This window comes from Massilibacterium senegalense (assembly GCF_001375675.1).
Taxonomy (GTDB): Bacteria; Bacillota; Bacilli; order Bacillales; family Massilibacteriaceae; genus Massilibacterium; species Massilibacterium senegalense.
In genome coordinates this window covers 855936-874826 of record NZ_LN831786.1, presented here as the reverse complement: position 1 = coordinate 874826, position 18891 = coordinate 855936, and the positions used below count along the sequence as shown (strand labels likewise).

Annotated in this window: 20 protein-coding genes and 1 pseudogene; 19 read left to right on the top strand and 2 right to left on the bottom strand. The window is 35.9% G+C overall.

All coding sequences use genetic code 11. The features are described 5' to 3' along the window. Window positions 1-227: 227 nt before the first annotated feature. From BN1372_RS07720 to BN1372_RS07635, 18 genes are all read left to right on the top strand, one after another. Window positions 228-1754, top strand: coding sequence for a chorismate-binding protein (locus tag BN1372_RS07720; protein WP_062198257.1), 1527 nt, complete (start codon window positions 228-230; stop codon window positions 1752-1754). Then, window positions 1732-2751: an anthranilate phosphoribosyltransferase gene (gene trpD, locus BN1372_RS07715; protein ID WP_062198256.1), complete on the top strand. Its 1020-nt coding sequence runs from the start codon at window positions 1732-1734 to the stop codon at window positions 2749-2751. Before BN1372_RS07720 ends, trpD begins: the two co-directional genes overlap by 23 nt. After that, window positions 2744-3502: an indole-3-glycerol phosphate synthase TrpC gene (trpC, locus tag BN1372_RS07710; RefSeq protein ID WP_062198255.1), complete on the top strand. Its 759-nt coding sequence runs from the start codon at window positions 2744-2746 to the stop codon at window positions 3500-3502. The genes trpD and trpC overlap by 8 nt, the downstream gene beginning before the upstream one ends. Further along, entirely contained in the window at window positions 3499-4119 is a 621-nt protein-coding gene (locus tag BN1372_RS07705; protein WP_062198254.1) for a phosphoribosylanthranilate isomerase, read from the top strand. Before trpC ends, BN1372_RS07705 begins: the two co-directional genes overlap by 4 nt. Continuing rightward, window positions 4112-5302, top strand: a complete 1191-nt coding sequence (gene trpB, locus BN1372_RS07700; RefSeq protein ID WP_062198253.1) for a tryptophan synthase subunit beta — start codon at window positions 4112-4114, stop codon at window positions 5300-5302. The genes BN1372_RS07705 and trpB overlap by 8 nt, the downstream gene beginning before the upstream one ends. Beyond that, window positions 5295-6068, top strand: coding sequence for a tryptophan synthase subunit alpha (gene trpA / locus BN1372_RS07695; protein WP_062198252.1), 774 nt, complete (start codon window positions 5295-5297; stop codon window positions 6066-6068). The genes trpB and trpA overlap by 8 nt, the downstream gene beginning before the upstream one ends. Before the next feature lie 21 nt (window positions 6069-6089). Next, window positions 6090-7175 carry a histidinol-phosphate transaminase gene (gene hisC, locus BN1372_RS07690; RefSeq protein WP_062198251.1) on the top strand — a complete coding sequence of 362 codons (1086 nt, stop codon included), beginning with the start codon at window positions 6090-6092 and terminating at the stop codon, window positions 7173-7175. A 14-nt stretch (window positions 7176-7189) separates the two neighbouring features. After that, window positions 7190-8290, top strand: coding sequence for a prephenate dehydrogenase (locus BN1372_RS07685; protein WP_062201185.1), 1101 nt, complete (start codon window positions 7190-7192; stop codon window positions 8288-8290). A gap of 10 nt (window positions 8291-8300) precedes the next feature. Next, the gene (gene aroA / locus BN1372_RS07680) at window positions 8301-9599 is read left to right on the top strand and encodes a 3-phosphoshikimate 1-carboxyvinyltransferase (RefSeq protein WP_147515355.1); all 1299 of its coding nucleotides are present in this window, start codon (window positions 8301-8303) and stop codon (window positions 9597-9599) included. A gap of 189 nt (window positions 9600-9788) precedes the next feature. Continuing rightward, complete coding sequence (locus BN1372_RS07675) at window positions 9789-11048, top strand: tetratricopeptide repeat protein (protein WP_062198250.1); 1260 nt, start codon at window positions 9789-9791, stop codon at window positions 11046-11048. A 57-nt stretch (window positions 11049-11105) separates the two neighbouring features. Then, window positions 11106-11660 (top strand): ReoY family proteolytic degradation factor, encoded by a 555-nt coding sequence (locus BN1372_RS07670; RefSeq protein WP_062198249.1) that lies wholly within the window; start codon window positions 11106-11108, stop codon window positions 11658-11660. Window positions 11661-11922: 262 nt separating this feature from the next. Beyond that, a complete protein-coding gene (locus BN1372_RS07665; protein WP_062198248.1) occupies window positions 11923-12381 on the top strand; it encodes a YpiF family protein in 459 nt (152 codons plus the stop codon). Between the two features lie 148 nt (window positions 12382-12529). Then, window positions 12530-13027 carry a QcrA and Rieske domain-containing protein gene (locus BN1372_RS07660; protein ID WP_062198247.1) on the top strand — a complete coding sequence of 166 codons (498 nt, stop codon included), beginning with the start codon at window positions 12530-12532 and terminating at the stop codon, window positions 13025-13027. A gap of 18 nt (window positions 13028-13045) precedes the next feature. Beyond that, window positions 13046-13717, top strand: coding sequence for a menaquinol-cytochrome c reductase cytochrome b subunit (gene qcrB / locus BN1372_RS07655; RefSeq protein ID WP_062198246.1), 672 nt, complete (start codon window positions 13046-13048; stop codon window positions 13715-13717). Between the two features lie 48 nt (window positions 13718-13765). Next, the gene (locus BN1372_RS07650; RefSeq protein WP_062198245.1) at window positions 13766-14536 is read left to right on the top strand and encodes a menaquinol-cytochrome c reductase cytochrome b/c subunit; all 771 of its coding nucleotides are present in this window, start codon (window positions 13766-13768) and stop codon (window positions 14534-14536) included. A 154-nt stretch (window positions 14537-14690) separates the two neighbouring features. Next, the gene (gene lhaT / locus BN1372_RS07645; RefSeq protein ID WP_062198244.1) at window positions 14691-15284 is read left to right on the top strand and encodes a lipoprotein heptaprenylglyceryl N-acetyltransferase LhaT; all 594 of its coding nucleotides are present in this window, start codon (window positions 14691-14693) and stop codon (window positions 15282-15284) included. A gap of 47 nt (window positions 15285-15331) precedes the next feature. Further along, a complete protein-coding gene (locus BN1372_RS07640) occupies window positions 15332-16072 on the top strand; it encodes a sporulation protein YpjB (RefSeq protein WP_062198242.1) in 741 nt (246 codons plus the stop codon). A 66-nt stretch (window positions 16073-16138) separates the two neighbouring features. Beyond that, window positions 16139-16813 (top strand): zinc metallopeptidase, encoded by a 675-nt coding sequence (locus BN1372_RS07635; protein ID WP_187118399.1) that lies wholly within the window; start codon window positions 16139-16141, stop codon window positions 16811-16813. A gap of 12 nt (window positions 16814-16825) precedes the next feature. Here BN1372_RS07635 and BN1372_RS15195 read toward each other — a convergent pair whose 3' ends face one another. Together BN1372_RS15195 and BN1372_RS15550 are read right to left on the bottom strand one after the other, a co-directional pair. Continuing rightward, window positions 16826-16966 (bottom strand): hypothetical protein, encoded by a 141-nt coding sequence (locus BN1372_RS15195; RefSeq protein WP_154662978.1) that lies wholly within the window; start codon window positions 16964-16966, stop codon window positions 16826-16828. Window positions 16967-17746: 780 nt separating this feature from the next. After that, window positions 17747-18073, bottom strand: coding sequence for a hypothetical protein (locus BN1372_RS15550; RefSeq protein WP_062198238.1), 327 nt, complete (start codon window positions 18071-18073; stop codon window positions 17747-17749). Window positions 18074-18492: 419 nt separating this feature from the next. Between BN1372_RS15550 and tnpA the strand changes: the two are divergent. Further along, window positions 18493-18861, top strand: a pseudogene (gene tnpA, locus BN1372_RS07620) (IS200/IS605 family transposase); the annotation flags it as partial. Between the last annotated feature and the right edge of the window lie 30 nt (window positions 18862-18891).

Sequence of the window (18891 nt, the reverse complement as noted above, 5' to 3'; positions counted from 1 at the left end):
TATGTGATTCGGTATGATAATGCATAAGTTGAGAAAACAGTTTAGTTCGTTTAGCGAAGAAAAGAAAAAAGATTAGTTTAGTAGAGAAAAGTGAAGTCGAGATGAGCGGAGTTGAGATGAGACGAGATTGGGAACATTCATGCCTGGAAACGTCTTGTTTCTAGGCTTTTTTATACCCCAATTCCCTCTTCAACTCCCTCATTCTATCAAATGAATGAGGTGATGAAATGAATACAAACTATGATGAGTTTCGACAATCAGCCAAACAATATACATTGGTTCCGATTGTCGAAACATTTAAAATCGATAGTTTTACTCCTGTGCAATTATTTTCAATGTTTAAAAAAGACGCGTTTTGTTTATTAGAAAGTTATGACGATGATTCGCTTTGGTCACGTTATTCTTTCATTGGATTACATCCTTTTTTGACGATGAAAGAATCAAAGAATCAGATTCAGGTGAAAGATGATTTACATCAATCCAATATCGTCGTTTCTACGTTACAAGAAGCATTTTCATATGTAGAAGATTCCTTTTTGATTCAACCAATACAATCGGAAACACTTCCTTTTGTTGGTGGAGCTATTGGGTATATTTCGTATCATTATTCTGCTAAGCAAATGGGAATTACGCTAAAGCAAGATAACGAGGAGTCGAATGTTCATTTTTTGTACGGTCGACATTACCTTATTTATGATCACCATTTGCAGCAATGTAAAATTATTGTGTACGTGTATACTCCGACTAATCTTTCCGAAACAGATCAAAGGAATTGTTATGAAAAAGGAAAACAAACGTTAAATGAGTTTATTAACCAATTAGGTGAACAAATAAACGAACGTCCATTACTTTTAAACATAAAACAAATAGACCAAGTACCAACCTTCTATTCTAATTATTCCAAAGAAGCATTTTTACAACATATACGAACAATAAAAGAATACATTGCGTCTGGTGATGTGTTTCAAACGGTGTTAAGTCAAGCATTTACGTGTCATACCCATTGTTCAGGGTTTGAGCTATATCGCATGTTAAGAAAAGTAAATCCATCGCCTTATTTATTTTATTTAAAATATCCGTCTTTTGAATTGATTGGAAGTTCTCCAGAACGAATTATCGAAGTAAATCACAATCAAGTAGAAATTCATCCAATTGCAGGAACGAGACCACGCGGGAATACGCAAGAAGATGATGACCGTTTAGAAAAAGAATTATTGCAAGATGAAAAAGAACGAGCCGAACATTTGATGTTAGTTGATTTAGCTCGTAATGATATTGGTGCAGTTTCTAAGCATGGTTCTGTGCATGTGTCTGAATTTATGAAAGTAACTCGATTTTCCCATGTGATGCATATTATTTCGAAAGTAAAAGGCACGTTGAAAGACGATATTCATCCGATTGAAGCTTTATTAAAAGCAGCACCTGCAGGAACATTATCTGGTGCACCTAAAAAAAGAGCGATGGAAATTATCGAGGAGTTAGAACCGACTAACCGTCATATTTATGGTGGCACGATTGCTTATATTGGATTTGACGGAAATATTGATTCATGTATTGCCATTCGGACGATGAAAAAAGTGGACGATACGGTTTCTATTCAAGCAGGAGCAGGTATTGTGGCAGAATCAAAGGAAGAAAATGAATTTGAAGAAACGGTCAATAAAGCAAAAGCATTGCTCACGACTGTCGCTCTAGCAAATGCCTATTTTGGAAAAAAGGGAGAGTGTAAAGATGTTTCAACAGCTATTAAATAAATGTGTGAATGGCCAAACATTAACCATAATAGAAGCAGAAAAAGCAATGGAAGCGATGATTTCTGGAGAAGTATTCGATGAGCAAATTGCCGGTTTTTTATCCATTTTGCATTTTCGAGGAGAAACAATCGAAGAGATGATTGGTTTTACACACGTCATGCGATCGTACATGGTGAAAATTAATTATCCAAAAGAAATGGTTATTGATACGTGCGGGACCGGTGGAGACGGAGCGAAAACATTTAATATTTCTACTACTACTGCGATAGTATTATCTGCTCTAGGAGTGAAAGTTGCCAAACACGGTAATCGTTCTGTCTCTTCTAAAAGCGGAAGTGCGGATGTATTAGAGTATCTAGGAATGGATATTCAAATGAATGAAAAAGAAGCAATTGATTCTTTAAATAAATACCGGTTATGTTTTTTATTTGCCCCCAACTACCATGATGCGATGAAAAAGGTTGCCCCTATACGTAAAAAATTAGGATTTCGAACCATTTTTAATTTATTAGGTCCATTATTAAATCCAACGATGTGTCAATATCAGTTAATGGGGATTTATGATACGAAATATGCGGAAAAAATGGCGAGTGTATTAGATGGGTTAGGGACAAAACGAGCTTGTATCGTAACAGGAGAAGATGGATTAGATGAGTGTTCGATTGCAGCCGGAACAAATGTGGTGGAATTGAAAGACGGTCAAGTACAAAGATATATGCTTTATCCAGAAGATGTTGGGTTGTCGCGTGGCTCTTTAGAGGAAATAGAAGCTTCGTCACCGAAAGAAAGTGCAGAAATTATGGAAAATATTTTCTTGAATCAGGCATTAGATAGTCAACGCGATATTGTTGCGTTAAACAGTGGAATGGCGTTGTATGTAAAAGAATATGTTACTTCTATTGAAGAAGGGGTTCAAATTGTGAAAGATGCGTTAGCATCTAGAAAAGTTTATCGTCACTTTCAAAAAATAATCGGAAAGGAGCAACTTTATGCTTAAACGAATTGTGGAGACGAAAAAAGAGGAACTTACTCGTTTTTATTTATCAGAAAATAAGGAATTACCTGAATATTCATTTTATAATGCGCTGCGAAATCCAAAACGATCGTTAGCGCTTATTGCAGAAGTAAAAAAAGCTTCTCCGTCTAAAGGAATTATTTGTGAAGACTTTAAACCAGTGGAAATTTCCAAAAAGTATGAGGTAGCGAATGTCGATGCGATTTCTGTATTAACGGATGAAGTGTATTTTAAAGGGGATGCATCATATTTATCAGAAATTAAACAATATGTTGCACTACCTGTCTTACGAAAAGATTTTATGATTGATCGAAGACAAATTATAGATAGTAAACATATGGGAGCGGATGCCATTTTATTAATTGCAGCTATTTTAGACGTAGAAAAGCTGTATGAGTTTTATCTAGAAGCAGAAGAGCTTGGTTTAGATTGTTTAGTGGAGTGTCATACAGAAAAAGAAATAACAACGATTTTAAATAAATTTACACCTAAAATTATGGGGATTAATAATCGAAACTTATATACGTTTCAAACCAATCTCCGTCAAACAGAAACGTTACATTCCTATTTACCAAAAGAAGTTGTGACCATTAGTGAAAGTGGTATTCAAACATATGATGATATAAAAAGATTACAAGCGTTGCAAGTATCTGGAATGCTCGTTGGGGAAACATTAATGAAACAAAAAAATCCAGAAAAGATAATTAAACAATTATTCGGAGAAGAAAAATGAAACTTTTTATTAAATTTTGTGGATTTCAATCGGATCAAGAAGTCTTAGAGGTAAGAAAGCTTCCAGTCACTCACGTTGGCTTTATTTTTGTGCCTAGTAGTAGACGGTATATTGAGTATGGAACAGCGAAACGTTGTGTTCCCTTACTTAGTCACGATCAATCAGCGGTATTAGTCATTCAAAATAAAACAGTTCATGAAATAGGAATTATTCTCTCAGATATCCCTTTTTCCGTTGTTCAATTACATGGAAAAGAAAGTCCTATATTTTGTAAGCAATTAAAAGAGAAAAAAAATATTTTGGTTTGGAAAGCACTTCCTTATACAGAAATTCATCGATGGAAAGATTATGCACCGTATGTCGATGCCATTTTATTAGACCATACGAAGGCGGGAAGTGGAAAAACATTTGATTGGTCGATTGTTGAAACTGTGTATGAACAAATGAGGGAAGCACATTGTTTGTTAATTATTGCAGGTGGGATTAACGCAACAAATGTTCGAACGTTATTACACCATCCGTTAGATGGAATTGATGTTGCAAGTGGGATTGAAACGAACGAAAAAAAAGACGAACAAAAAATGAAAGAATTCATAGAGGTGATTCAACATGGGTAAAGAGACAGGACGTTTTGGTCCGTATGGAGGACAATTTGTTCCAGAAACATTAATGCATGCTTTAAGTGAGCTAGAAAAAGGATTAGAAGAAGCGATGAATGATCCAACGTTTATTGCATTATACGAAAAAGAAGTTCATGAATATTTGGGAAGACCAACGCCGTTATACTTTGCTGAACATTGTAGTGAAGCGTTGCAAGGATCGAACATTTATTTAAAAAGAGAAGATTTAAACCATACTGGATCTCATAAAATTAATAATGCAATTGGTCAAGCTTTGTTAGCACGTAGATTAGGGAAAAAGCGTGTAATTGCAGAAACGGGAGCAGGGCAGCACGGGGTAGCAACAGCGACGATTGCGGCAAAATATGGGATGGGATGTATTGTGTTTATGGGAAAAGAAGATATGAAACGGCAAAAATTAAATGTGTTTAGAATGGAGCTTTTAGGGGCAACGGTTGTGCCAGCGGAAACCGGGAGTCAAACGTTAAAAGATGCAACGAATGAAGCGATTCGTCATTGGGTTAGTAATGTGGAAGATACGTATTATATTATCGGTTCTGTTGTTGGTCCGCATCCGTATCCAACCATGGTGCGAAATTTTCAGCGGATTATTGGCGATGAAGCACGTGCACAATTTGTACAGGAAAAAGCAACATTACCAGATGCCTTAGTTGCTTGTGTTGGTGGCGGTAGTAATTCGATTGGATTATTTTATCCGTTTTTAGAAGATAATATTCCGATGTATGGGGTCGAAGCAGCGGGTTTAGGAGTGAATACAGCTAACCATGCTGCCACGTTAACAAAAGGGACAAAAGGAGTTATTCACGGTGCGATGACGAAATTAATCCAAGATGAAAATGGACAAATAATTGAACCGTATAGTATTTCTGCTGGTTTAGATTATCCTGGTGTTGGACCAGAACACGCTTATTTACATGAAATAAACCGTGTTCATTATGAAACGGTAACCGATAAAGAAGCTTTAAAAGCTTGTCAATATTTATCCCGAACAGAAGGGATTATTCCTGCACTTGAAAGTAGTCATGCCCTAGCATATGCATTCCGATTAGCAAAACAAATGGGTTCAGGTAAAAACATTGTTGTTTGCTTATCTGGGCGGGGAGATAAGGATGTTTATACAATCATGGATGCAGTGAAAGGAGGAGTATTACATGTTTAAGGAAAAAACACGCGATTTATTTATTCCATATATCATGGCAGGAGATCCAAGTTCTGAAGCAACCGTGCAAATTGCACTCACATTACAACAAAGTGGAGCAGTAGCATTAGAACTTGGTGTTCCTTTTTCTGATCCATTAGCAGATGGTCCTGTTATTCAGCGAGCAGGAATGCGAGCATTAGAAGCGGGAATGACGTTAAAAAAGGCAATAGAATTAGTGGAAGAGATGCGTCAAAGTGGGGTAGAAATTCCTATTATTATCTTTACTTATTACAATCCTGTGCTACAATTAGGGAAAGAATACTTTATCTCGTTATTGCTTCACTCCGGTGCAGACGGAGCGCTTATTCCAGATTTACCGTATGAGGAAAGCAAAGCGTTAAAACAAATGTTTCAACGAAATGGTTTATCGCTTATTTCATTATTAGCACCGACGAGTAAGGAACGGATGGAGCGGATTTCAAAAGAAGCTGATGGGTTTTTATATTGTATTTCTTCCTTAGGCGTAACAGGAGAACGAGAAAACTTTCACGAAAATTTACAAACATTTGTTTCTACTGCTAAGCAATATGCAACGGTACCTGTAGTGATTGGTTTCGGAATATCGAATCGAGAACAAGTAAAGCAGATGCAGCAATTGTCAGATGGTGTCATTATCGGTAGTGCCATCGTTCGTGAAATCGAACAGTTATCTCCATTATTTCAAACCGATGAAGAAAGAGCAATAGAACAACTTAGACTCTTTATTCAAAAATTAATAGAATGAGGATTATGAGGAGGGATCGATATGGACGTGAAAAATCAAATTAAAACGCTAAAACCATATCAACCAGGAAAAACAATTGAATCAGTAAAAAAAGAGTATGGCCTAGAAAAGGTTATTAAATTAGCATCAAACGAAAATCCTTTTGGATGTTCGAAAAAAGCAGTACAAGCCATTCAACAATCTCTTCATGAGTTGGCAATTTATCCGGACGGTTACGCTACAGAGCTTAGAGAAGCAGTAGCAAAAAAATTAAATGTGGACGAAGAATCGTTGATTTTTGGGAATGGATCAGATGAAGTGATAGAGATTTTATCACGTTCTATTTTGCATCCTGGAGATAACATTGTCACAGCTTGGCCTACTTTTTCCCAATATCGTCATAATGCTATCATTGAAGGAGCAGATATTATCGAAGTTCCTTTGAAAGATGGAGGACATGATTTAGAAGCAATGAAACAAGCAATCAATGAACAAACAAAAATCGTCTGGGTATGTAATCCAAACAACCCAAGTGGTACATATGTATCCAATGATGTACTCGTTTCCTTTTTAGAGCAAGTACCATCTAATATACTAGTTGTGTTAGATGAAGCGTATAAAGAATATGTCGTTGCCGAAGATTATCCTGATTCTATTGCTTTATTAGAACGTTTTCCAAATGTAACGGTTCTTCGTACATTTAGTAAAGCATATGGTCTTGCTGCATTACGCGTCGGATACGGAGTAGGGAACAAAGAGTTTGTTACGATGCTAAATGCTGCGAGAGAACCGTTTAATAATGTTCGGATGTCCCAATTTGCAGCAGCTGCCGCGTTAGCCGATGATGATTTTATTGAAACTTGTCGTCAAAAAAACCGGGAAGGATTAGAAAAATTTTATTCGTTTTGTGAAAAACACGGGTTAACTTATTATCCATCTCAAACGAACTTTATTTTAGTTGATTTTAATCGCCCTGGGAATGAAGTATTTGATTATTTACTGAAAAAAGGATACATCGTTCGTTCTGGAGAAGCATTAGGTTTCCCAACATGTGTCCGGATTACGGTTGGAACAGAAGAAGAAGTGGACGGTGTTCTTTCAGCCATTGAGCAACTAATCAAAAAGTAAGGATGGAGCAAATGATGAAAGAAAATATACTAGTGATTGGGCTAGGTCTCATTGGTGGATCGATTGCTTTAGCTATTAAAAGTGAAAATAAAGGGCATGTTGTAGGATATGATGTGTTTGATAATCAAATGAAAGCAGCATTATCGTTAGGAGTCATTGATGAAATGGCTCCTAATCTTTCTAAAGCAGCTAGTGAAGCAGACGTTATCATTCTAGCAACTCCTGTTGAGCAAACAAAAAAATTGATTACAGAACTTTGTAAACTTCCATTAAAAGAAGAAGTCATTGTGACGGATGTTGGGAGTACAAAACAAACAATTGTACAAGCGGCATCTTGTTTTGAGGAAAAAAATGTTTCTTTTATTGGGGGCCATCCAATGGCAGGTTCTCATAAATCAGGGGTTACAGCCGCGCGGTCGCATTTGTTTGAAAATGCTTTTTATGTGTTGACCCCAAGTGAACTAGTGACGGAATCGGCAATTGAACGATTAAAAGACGTGCTTCGTCCGACACGTGCGCGTTTTATTACTTTATCACCAAAAGACCATGATCAACTGGTTGGGGTAATTAGTCATTTTCCACATATCATTGCCTCGGCATTAGTACATTTAGCGGAGCAAATGCAACAGAAACAACCGCTTGTTTCTAGTTTGGCAGCAGGGGGATTTCGTGATATTACCCGTATTGCTTCTAGTAGTCCGGTAATGTGGCGAGATATTTTATTACATAATCGTGACGTTTTATTAGATATTATGGATGAATGGCTAGAAGAAATGACGCAAATGAAACAAAAAATCATGGATGCAGATGAAATGGCTATTTACGAATTCTTTTCTGATGCGAAAAAATTTCGTGATGCATTACCTCAAAAAGCTAAAGGAGCAATCCCAAATTTCTATGACTTATATGTAGATGTAAAAGACTATCCTGGTGCTATTTCTGAAGTAACAAGTATTTTAGCGAAAGCAGAAATTAGTATTACAAACATTCGCATTATTGAAACGCGAGAGGATATTATGGGGGTATTACGTTTGACGTTTAGAAGTGAAGCGGACAGAGAAAATGCAACAATTCTTCTCCACTTATCCTCATTTGAAACGTTTTTAACCCTGTAAAGGAGTGAAAATGATGACAAAGTCGATCCAAATGAAGCAACCGGTATCGTTAAAAGGAGAATTAATCATTCCAGGTGATAAATCTATTTCGCACCGTGCAGTGATGTTTGCTTCCATTGCAGAAGGAAAAACAGATATTTCAAACTTTCTACTTGGAGCAGATTGTCTAAGTACGATTGATTGTTTTCGAAAAATGGGTGTGAAAATTGAGCAAGAAGATTCTGTTGTCACTGTTTATGGAAAAGGATTAACTGGGTTAACAGAGCCTGAAGATGTATTAGATGTTGGAAATTCCGGTACAACGACGCGATTATTATTAGGAATTTTAGCTACTTTACCCTTCCATGTAGTAGTAAATGGCGATGAGTCGATTGCAAAGCGACCGATGAATCGTGTGACAAAACCGCTAAAGCAAATGGGTGCGAAAATTGATGGACGTGAAAACGGAAATTATACACCAATTTCTATTCGTGGTGGGGAAACGAAAGGGATTTCTTTTGAATCGAGAGTCGCTAGCGCTCAGGTGAAATCATGTTTGTTACTGGCAGGTTTAAATAGTGAAGGAACAACCATTGTTTCGGAACCATTTTTATCACGTGATCATTCCGAAAGAATGTTAACAGCGTTTGGTGCAAAAGTAACGAGAAAAGGTACAACGGTCACAATAGAAGGAAAGCAATCATTAAAAGGAACATCCATTACGATTCCTGGCGATATTTCCTCCGCTGCCTTCTTTTTAGTAGCAGCTGCAATTACACCTGGTAGCAATCTCTTACTAAAAAATGTGGGTATGAATCCAACTAGAATAGGCATTATAGATGTGTTACAAAAGATGAATGCAAACGTAACAATTTTGAATGAACATATCGAAAATGAAGAGCCAATCGCAGATTTGCGCATTCAATTTTCTACCTTACAAGCAACGGAAATTGCTGGAGAATTAATTCCGCGATTAATTGATGAAATTCCAGTGATTGCTTTACTAGCCACACAGGCAGAAGGAACAACAATCATTAAAAATGCGGAAGAATTAAAAGTAAAAGAAACAAATCGAATTGATACGGTAGTAAATGAACTGAAAAAGCTAGGAGCGAATATTGAACCGACAGACGATGGTATGGTGATTCATGGGAAAACAATGCTTCATGGTGGACACGTGACGAGCTATGGTGATCATCGCATTGGAATGATGTTAGCAGTTGCTTCCTTATTAACAGATGAAGCAATCATCCTAGAACAAGAAGAATCCATTAAAGTGAGCTATCCTACTTTCTTTGAAGATTTTGAAAGAATCCTACATGTTGAATAAGTGTCGTTCAAATGGCAACAAGAATAACATGCACGTCTGTATACAGACGTGTCTTTTTTATCTCTTATTATTAGGCAGAAATGGTCGCGCGGATGGCAGATTTCTTTATTATCTTTAATATAAAAAAGTGTGAGATACGTGAAAATCTGATATTCTAACAAAGGGAAATCATGTAGGAGGGAAGAAAAAGTGAAAATCGAACAAATTAAAGAAAGACTAGACGCAGGGCAATTTGAAGAAGCGCTTGTTCTTATGACGGATTATAAAAAGGAAGCGAGCGATAAAGAACTCTATGAATTAGCAGAGATATATCAACAATTAGGATTTATGAATGAAGCGTTAGTTATTATTGGGAAATTAAAGAACAATTATCCGGAAGATACTTCGTTAGTATTAGCATATAGTGAAATATTGATGGATATAGATCGGGAAGAAGAAGCCATTCAAGTTCTTTATGAAATTGGGGAAGACGATGAAAATTACGTTGCAGCTCTTTTATTATTAGCAGATTTATATGAAATGCAAGGATTAACAGAGGTAAGTGAACAAAAACTTTTAGAAGCTTTTGAAAAACAACCTTCCAATCATTTACTAGCATTTGCATTAGGGGAATTTTATTACGCTGAAAAAGATGCAAAAAAAGCGATTTATTATTATGAACAGGCAGTAGAAAAAGAAGCGGTTATTTTAGAAACAAGTCTACATGTTCAACTAGGAAAAGCATTAAGCGAATGCGGAAAATATGAAGAAGCATTAGAACACTTTGAGCACGGGTTAAAAGATAAGGTGGACCTAGATAGTCTTTTTTCTGCTGGTATGACTGCTTTTTATGCACAAAAATACGAAGTGGCTATCCGACACTTAGAGGAGCTAAAACAGTTAGATTATGAATATACGACACTTTATTATTTTTTAGCGAAAAGTTATCAAGAAATTGGTGCTTTGGAAGAAGCGGAAGAAAATGTAGAAAAAGGACTTTATTTCGATAAGCATAATGCACATCTTTATTATTTAGCAGCAGAAATAGCATATAAAAAAGGAAATATGGAGGAAGAAAAAGAATACTTACTACAAGTCTTACAAATAGAAGAACATCATTATGATGCTTTTCTACGTTTGCTAGAAGTGTTTTTTGAAACGGGAGAATATGAACGAATTATTGAGTGGGCTTCGAGTGTAGATGATACGAAAGAGTTCCCTATGTACCAGTGGTATCTTGCAAGGGCATATCGAGACTTAGAGAGGTATGAAGAGGCAGCGGAAGCGTTTGAAAAAGTAAAGGCAACGTTTGATGAAGATGAAACGTTTTTAGAAGAATATGCTTCGTTTTTAATGGAAGAAGGGAGAAGAGAAGAAGCATTAGAATGCTTGAAAAAAATAATAACCATTAATCCGGCTCGAACAGATATTTTTGATCAAATGGATCGATTAGAGTTTGATGACTTTTAACGAATGTTTTTGATAAAATGGAATAAACTGAAATAAAAGAAGCTCCCAAAAGGAGGGATGAATTTGGAAAGTGCGGTTTCGGTGAATGCAAAAAGAGAGTTTTTACAATGGTTTTTAAAACATTATCAATTAAAGCGTCGGGAATGTGGATGGATTTTGAATTATTTGTTAACAAAAGATGAAGTGATGCAAAATGTTCATTTTGTAGAACAAGTCCAATACACTCCAAGAGGGTTATTCATGGCAACAGAATGTGTAGATGAACAACCGTTTTGTTTTTATAAACGACATATTCGAACAACAGATGCCGAGAAATCTTTTCATGATATTCGTCTCAATCAAGATGAGGAGATTTATATTGAATTATTGTTTCAATCTTCTTACTTCGTTCCGAAATATAGAGCAGTATTAGAGGAAAATCCATTTGTTCCAAAGCACTTGCAAGTGAAAGAAAGCGATCGTTTGCAGGCGGAAAGATTATTGAAATTTTCTATTCGTCAATTTGAAGTGACAACATTAAAACAAAAAATTGATGATGCTCTTGATCAATACGACTATGAGCAGTTTATCCAACTAACAGAACGACTAAAAAAGATAACCGCTCAAAAATAATGAGCGGCCTTTTTTTGTGGTTATATTTGTTTCATTCATATTTAACCTAAACAGATAGTGATGGGTTATTTTAGCGTGTTAGAAAATACGATGATTTGAAGTAGGAAATGCACCCTCCCTAAACTATCTTTGTAGAGCGGATGTCTTTGCAAATATGAGTGTATGATCCATCAGCGTGGAGCCCGTTGATGGGAGATTTCTTTGTCTTTACTTTTTGTACTATTCGATTTACAGTAAAGAAAGTGAAAAAGGGGGAATAAAAATGAAGTGGAAAACAACAGATATTGATATTTACTTTCAAGCTAAAGAATATGTAGATACTGCATTAATCCCAATCTTTCCAATTGGATGGGGAGAAGAAGTAAAAACAACTGTGTCATTAGGTGAATTTATTGTCTTATTTGCGGATGAATTAGAACGACAATTTAAAGGCAGACTCGTTCAATTTCCACCTTTTACGTATGTAAAAGATGAAGTAGCGAAACAAACGAGATTAGTAGAGTGGGTAAGACAGTTAAAAGAAGCGGGATTTCAGCATGTTATTTTATTAACAAGTGATGTAGATTGGAAACGGTATGAGCATGAGTTGAATGGTATGCTTCTATGGTTGCCTGTTCTGCCACTAGAACATGTAGAAGCACAATATAAACAAGAAATGTTAGCTTCTCAAATGAAACAAATTATTCAATTAATTACAACAGAATGGCAAAAAGAAAAATAAGGGGAAAAGCAAGCGCTTATCTTCTTATAAATTATCACATTTTGTTGACAGTTTCGTAACATTTAAGCTATCATGATATTGTCCTAGTAATATGTGTGATTTGACTGTCCAATCGGACTTTACACTGTGAGATAGAGGGGGGAAACGAATGAGCAAAGAAGTAACACGTCGCCAATTTTTAAGCTATACGCTTACAGGTGTTGGTGGATTCATGGCTGCAGGAATGCTGATGCCTTTAGCTCGCTTTGCAATTGATCCTGTGTTAAAAGGCGAAGCAAAAGGTGAGATGATTTCTGTTATGAATATCAGCGATATTACGACTGAACCACAACGGGTGGACTTCCAAGTTCGACAAGTCGATGGTTGGTATGAATCAGATGTACCGCAATCTGCTTGGGTATTTAAAAACGACAAAGGCGAAATTGTGGCACTTTCGCCGGTATGTAAACACTTAGGTTGTACGGTTGACTGGAATACAGACCCAGTGCATCCAAATCAATTCTTCTGTCCTTGTCACTATGGACGTTATGAAAAAGATGGAACAAACGTTCCGGGTACACCACCATTAGCTGGACTTGATATTTATGAATATCAAGAAAAAGGTGGGAAACTACTATTAGGTAAACCTGTACCACGAGATAAATAGAAAAGGGGGTCGAACTGAATGCAAAAATTGTACGATTGGGTCGATGAACGATTAGACATCACCCCAATGTGGCGTGACATTGCAGACCACGAAGTTCCTGAGCACGTAAACCCTGCATATCACTTTTCTGCGTTTGTTTACTGTTTCGGTGGTCTAACATTCTTTGTTACCGTCATCCAAATTTTATCTGGTATGTTTTTAACTATGTATTACACACCAGATATTATTAACGCTTATCAATCTGTATACTATTTACAAAATGAAGTAGCGTTTGGTGTAATTGTTCGTGGTATGCATCACTGGGGAGCGAGTGTTGTTATTGTCATGATGTTCTTACATACGCTACGTGTATTTTTCCAAGGTGCGTATAAAAAACCACGTGAACTTAACTGGGTAGTCGGAGTACTTATTTTCTTCGTTATGTTAGGGTTAGGTTTTACAGGTTATTTATTACCATGGGATATGAAAGCCTTATTTGCTACAAAAGTAGGTCTACAAATCGCAGAAGCTGTTCCACTTATCGGAGGCTTAGCGAAAACATTACTTGCAGGAGATTCGACAATCGTTGGAGCTCAAACTTTAACACGTTTCTTCGCGATTCACGTATTCTTCTTACCAGCAGCCTTGTTTGCTTTATTAGCGGCTCACTTTGTGATGATTCGAAAACAAGGTATTTCTGGACCACTGTAAACCGATACGTTTAAACGTGTGTGAGTAAATTGAAAAGGAGGGAAGACGATGCATCGCGGAAAAGGGATGAAATTCGTCGGGGATTCACGTATTCCTGCTGATAAAAAACCAAATGTACCAAAAGACTATTCCGAATATCCAGGTAAAACAGAAGCATTCTGGCCGAACTTTTTATTAAAAGAATGGATGGTAGGTTCTGTCTTTTTAATCGGATTTTTATGTTTAACTATTGCTGAACCATCTCCTTTAGAGAGAATGGCAGATCCAACTGATGCTGCGTATATTCCATTACCAGACTGGTATTTCTTATTCTTATATGAATTATTAAAATATGAATTTGCTGCAGGTCCTTACACTGTTATGGGTGCAGTTGTAATGCCAGGTATTGCTTTTACAGCATTAATTTTGGCCCCTTGGCTTGATCGTGGACCAAAAAGACGTCCAGTGGATCGTCCAATTGCTACAGGATTAATGTTACTTTCTTTAGCTTCAATCATTTTCTTAACATGGCAATCTGTTGTAACGCATGACTGGAAAGCTGCGGAAGAACAAGGGAAAGCTGTTGCAGAAGTAGAAGTTGATATGGAGTCAGAAGGCTATAACATCTTTGCAAATCAATCATGTGTAACTTGTCACGGAGAAGATTTAAAAGGTGGAGCAGCTGCTCCAGCTTTAGTTGGTAACCAACTAAATGTGGAAGAAGTAACAGATGTAATTAAAAATGGTCGTGGCGCAATGCCAGGTGGACAATTCCAAGGTTCTGATGAAGAACTTGCAACTTTAGCTGAATTCATTGCGAGCTTAAAAGCGGAAGAATAAGCGAAAAATTGGGAAAGCTGACTATATAGTCAGCTTTTTTCTTTATGGAAGATATCTTCTCAAAAAATGAACATTTGTTTCCTTTAGAATGGAAAGAAGGAGAAGAAATTGTGAAGGAATGGTAAAAAAACATTTGTAACAAGGAGGAGTGTAGGTGCAAGCTTTTGTTTATTTTTTAGGTAGACGTCCTATATTGTGGATGTTATTAATAGTGAATGTATTAGGGACACTATACGGATACTATTGGTATCGCTATCAACTAGAAGAAACACCGATACAATTTTTGTTATTTGTTCCCGATAGTCCAACAGCAAGTTTGTTTTTCGTGATTGTATTAATTGGGTTTTTGCAAAAAAAACATTACGGATTATTTGAAGCATTAGCATTTGTTAGTCTAGTGAAGTATGGATTGTGGGCAGTAGGAATGAATATCTTTTTAGGAATAAAACTTGGTGAGCTGGATATTATGAGTGTCATGCTAATTTTTTCTCATTTAGCAATGGCGATAGAAGCCGTTTTATATGCACCGTACTATCGAATAAAAGGTTGGCATTTAGCGGTAAGTGGAATTGTTATCCTTCACAATGAAATCATTGATTATGTTTTTCAAATGATGCCTCGATATTCGATTTTAAATGAATACATTTCACAAATTGGATATGTAACTTTTTGGTTAAGTATTGCGACGATTGTTATCGCATATCAAATGATGCTTCGTAAAAAGAGAATGGTAGTAGAACTTCCTTAGTCTAAGTTTCTTTCTTGTTTCATACATTGAAGCAAGGAGGAGTGAAGATGAAAAAAGCCCTTTTTTTAATTTTTATTCTATTTTTTATTGGAAATGGACAACTATCTAGTGAAAGCGAGTATATACAAAAGCTTGTTCAACACTCCGATGAATTGTACCAAATGATTAGAAATAATCAATTTGAGCAAGCTAAACAACTATCGCAACAAATTGAAAAAGATTGGTCCTCTAAACATTATTCATTAACATTAAAAGAAACGAAAATGTTATCTTTCACTTTTTTTCAAGTGAAAGAATCTTTAAACCAGGCAGCACTATCAAAAAAAGAATGTGAAAATCGTGCTTTACAATTTCGATTAGTAACGGATACGTTACTAACAAATTATCAACCATTATGGAAAGAGTCAAAAATAAACGTAATCAAGCAATTTGAACAATGTCAACAAAACAGTACAGAATGTAGTATTTTTCTGGAGCAATTTTCTTTATTACTACCTGCTATTTCGTTAGATATAACAGAAGAACGATATGTTCGGTTACAGTCTTATGTAGCCTTTATCGAACGTTTGACTAAAGAAAATGGGACAAAAGAATATGCTGGACAAATGGAAGAAATAAAGCAAGAGTTGGTACTTTTATTTGAGCAACAAGAGGAAAATTCAGTAGATCCAGGGTTCATCTGGTTTATATCGATGGTCGGGAGTTTTATTATTTTATCTTTAATCTATGTGGGTTGGAAAAAATATAAAGGGGAACAAGAAGCGAAAAAAAGAAAGGAAAAAGAATAATTTTTTTGACTTTTTAAGATGTTCTTTTTACACTAAATATAGTGAAAAAATGAGGAGGTTAGGTAATTGTCGATGTTACTGTATTTTGCACTTCTTATTCTTATTCCTCTTCTTGCGCAATGGGGAGTAAAAAGCACGTATCGTAAGTATGCCGATGTCCGTAATACGAGAGGTGTGACAGGAGCGGAAGTAGCACGATATATTTTAAATCAAAATGGTTTATACAGTGTACAGGTAGAAGAAGTACCAGGTACGTTAACCGATCATTATGACCCACGAAATAAAACGGTCCGTTTATCAACGGATAATTATTATGGAACTTCTATTGCAGGTGCATCGGTGGCAGCGCATGAAGTAGGACATGCCATTCAAGATGCAACGAACTATTCTCCACTTCGAGTTCGTCATGCGCTTGTGCCAGTGGCAAATTTAGGTTCTAGTTTGTCATGGATTTTTATTTTAATTGGTTTGATTTTAAATTCTTTTCAACTAACATTAGTTGGTGTGATTTTTTTTGCTGCTGCAGTATTATTTCAAATCGTTACGCTTCCTGTAGAGTTTAATGCAAGTCATCGAGCATTAGGTCAATTACAATCGTTACAGTTATTAGGACCAAATGAAGTATCAGGATCTAAAAAAGTATTAACAGCAGCAGCGCTCACGTATGTAGCAGCTACATTAGTAGCAATATTACAGCTAGTACAATTTATTCTTGCATTTTTAGGGCAAGGAGACGAATAAAAAAATTCGCATTTATGATACGAATGGTTCCATCGCTTCTTGCGGAATACTTTCAATCAAATGATGTATGTGGAAGGCGATATCATTATGTTGTAATTTTACTTCTAAATCTAAAGGGGAAATTAATTGATTCATGTTATAATCTTTAAACATAAGGACACTTCTTTCTGTTTGAATTTTGTATGGTAACTTAATTTTATCAGAAAGTGTCCTTTTTTTGATTAAAAAATAAAGCCGGTGAAATTTTTCCTTGTCGTAAATTTTCATCGGCTGATTCTATTCAGAGGAGGGTTTTGTCCCAGCCTCTTATGAATTATTGAAAATCTTAAGGAATCAGATTTCGTTCGTATGGAAAAGTGGAGTACAGGTCAAGGACTTGAGGAATTTGATATCGAAAGAATGAATTGCCTGTTGGAAGGAAAATATAGAATATCAATCATTATTATAATAGCACGCGTGTTGATTAGCTAAAATTATTCAGTATTTTTTTGATATAGCTTCCGATGAAACTTGAGTATCTTTTTGAGAACGATTCGCCATTCGATTGGCAGGGTAGTACACAGAAACTGACGTGTAAAACCAGTGAAAGGTAAGCGTTTACAGTTTTTTTAATCATTCGACATGCAAAAATTTGAGTAACACATAGGCAATGAAAGCAGAAAAAAGCTGGTTTAATACTGTATTTTTGGTCGTGCCAATTAACAATGGTTTACTTAATCCAGCGAAAAAAAGATTCCATTGTTCAACGTTCCTTGTACATGCCGGCGATTTCTTCCGCTGTTACATCACGCACAATTGTGCCTTCGTAATCGATAAACTCCACAACACGATGACGTTCTTTGGTTTGTTTTTGTGTTATACCAAGGGTACAAGTGAAGCCAGCAACTATGTTAGATCCTTCAACTGGTGTTCTTTTTAAGGATTTCTTGCGATTTAGTTGAATATTATCTTTTTAATGGATGACAAAATCTTAATTTGTTTTTGCATAACGAGCGGCTTTATCAATCGAAAATAAGCACAATCTGCAACGATGATAAAACGTTTATCCTCAAGGTCCACACCGATTCGACCATTGTGCTTTAAGGCAGTATTTTCAATGGCTAACAGTTCTTTTTCCACTTTCATTTTGCGTTTCACTGCCCGGTTTAATCGGTTGGCAATCGATTCAAGGATTCGTTTGACAATCAGGTAATTCAGTTCACCTAAACGTTTCGAAAGTGTGGAATAATTCACGAATTTTAAGCCTTTTTCTGTTGCCACATCGGAAGCGAAACGTAAGCTTTTTCATTCAAATGCAGCATCGCCAACTAAGTAATTCAGAAGTGTTGATACATCTCATTTACGAGCAGTATTTTCAAAATCAAGTTTAGTAAGATTTTCCTTAATTTCTTTCTGTGAAATCAAGTTTTAAAGTAATATGAAAATTGTGACATTTTTAATCATGGAGGATTCTTCCTCGTAAAAGTTTGTGTCGTAACTTACATTTTACATGGAATCTCTCTTTTTGTTAATTTTTTTACTTATTCCGAAAGAAGTCTTCCACTTCTAAATGTGAAGGTGCGATAGCACCAATGAAAGTGGGGGATGAATTTCGGTTAGGCGTAGCCTAAAGTTGTCTCTTTTTTTGTGCTTTGATATAATCAGTATTAGATAAAATAAAATATGTTATACCAATGTAATTAGACAATAATAATAATTCGGTATTCACGTTGTATTATCACCTTGATCTGGTCGTGAAATATCGAAGAAAAGTGATGGATGACACCATTTCTGACTATGCAAAAGACATGTTTGTTCGGTTAGGTGAAAATGATACTATTTCCTTAGTCGAATGGAATCACGATATGGACCATGTGCATATTTTGTTCAAAGCACATCCAAATACTGAAATATCAACGTTCATCAACACTTATAAAAGTGCAAGTTCTTGACTTATCAAAAAGCATTTTCCGCAAGTGAAAAAGAAACTTTGGAAAGAATACTTTTGGTCAAGAAACTTCTACTTACTTACAACAGGTGGTTCGCCCATTGAAGTGATAAAGAAGTAGATAGAAAATCAAGGGATGAAATGAGGTGAT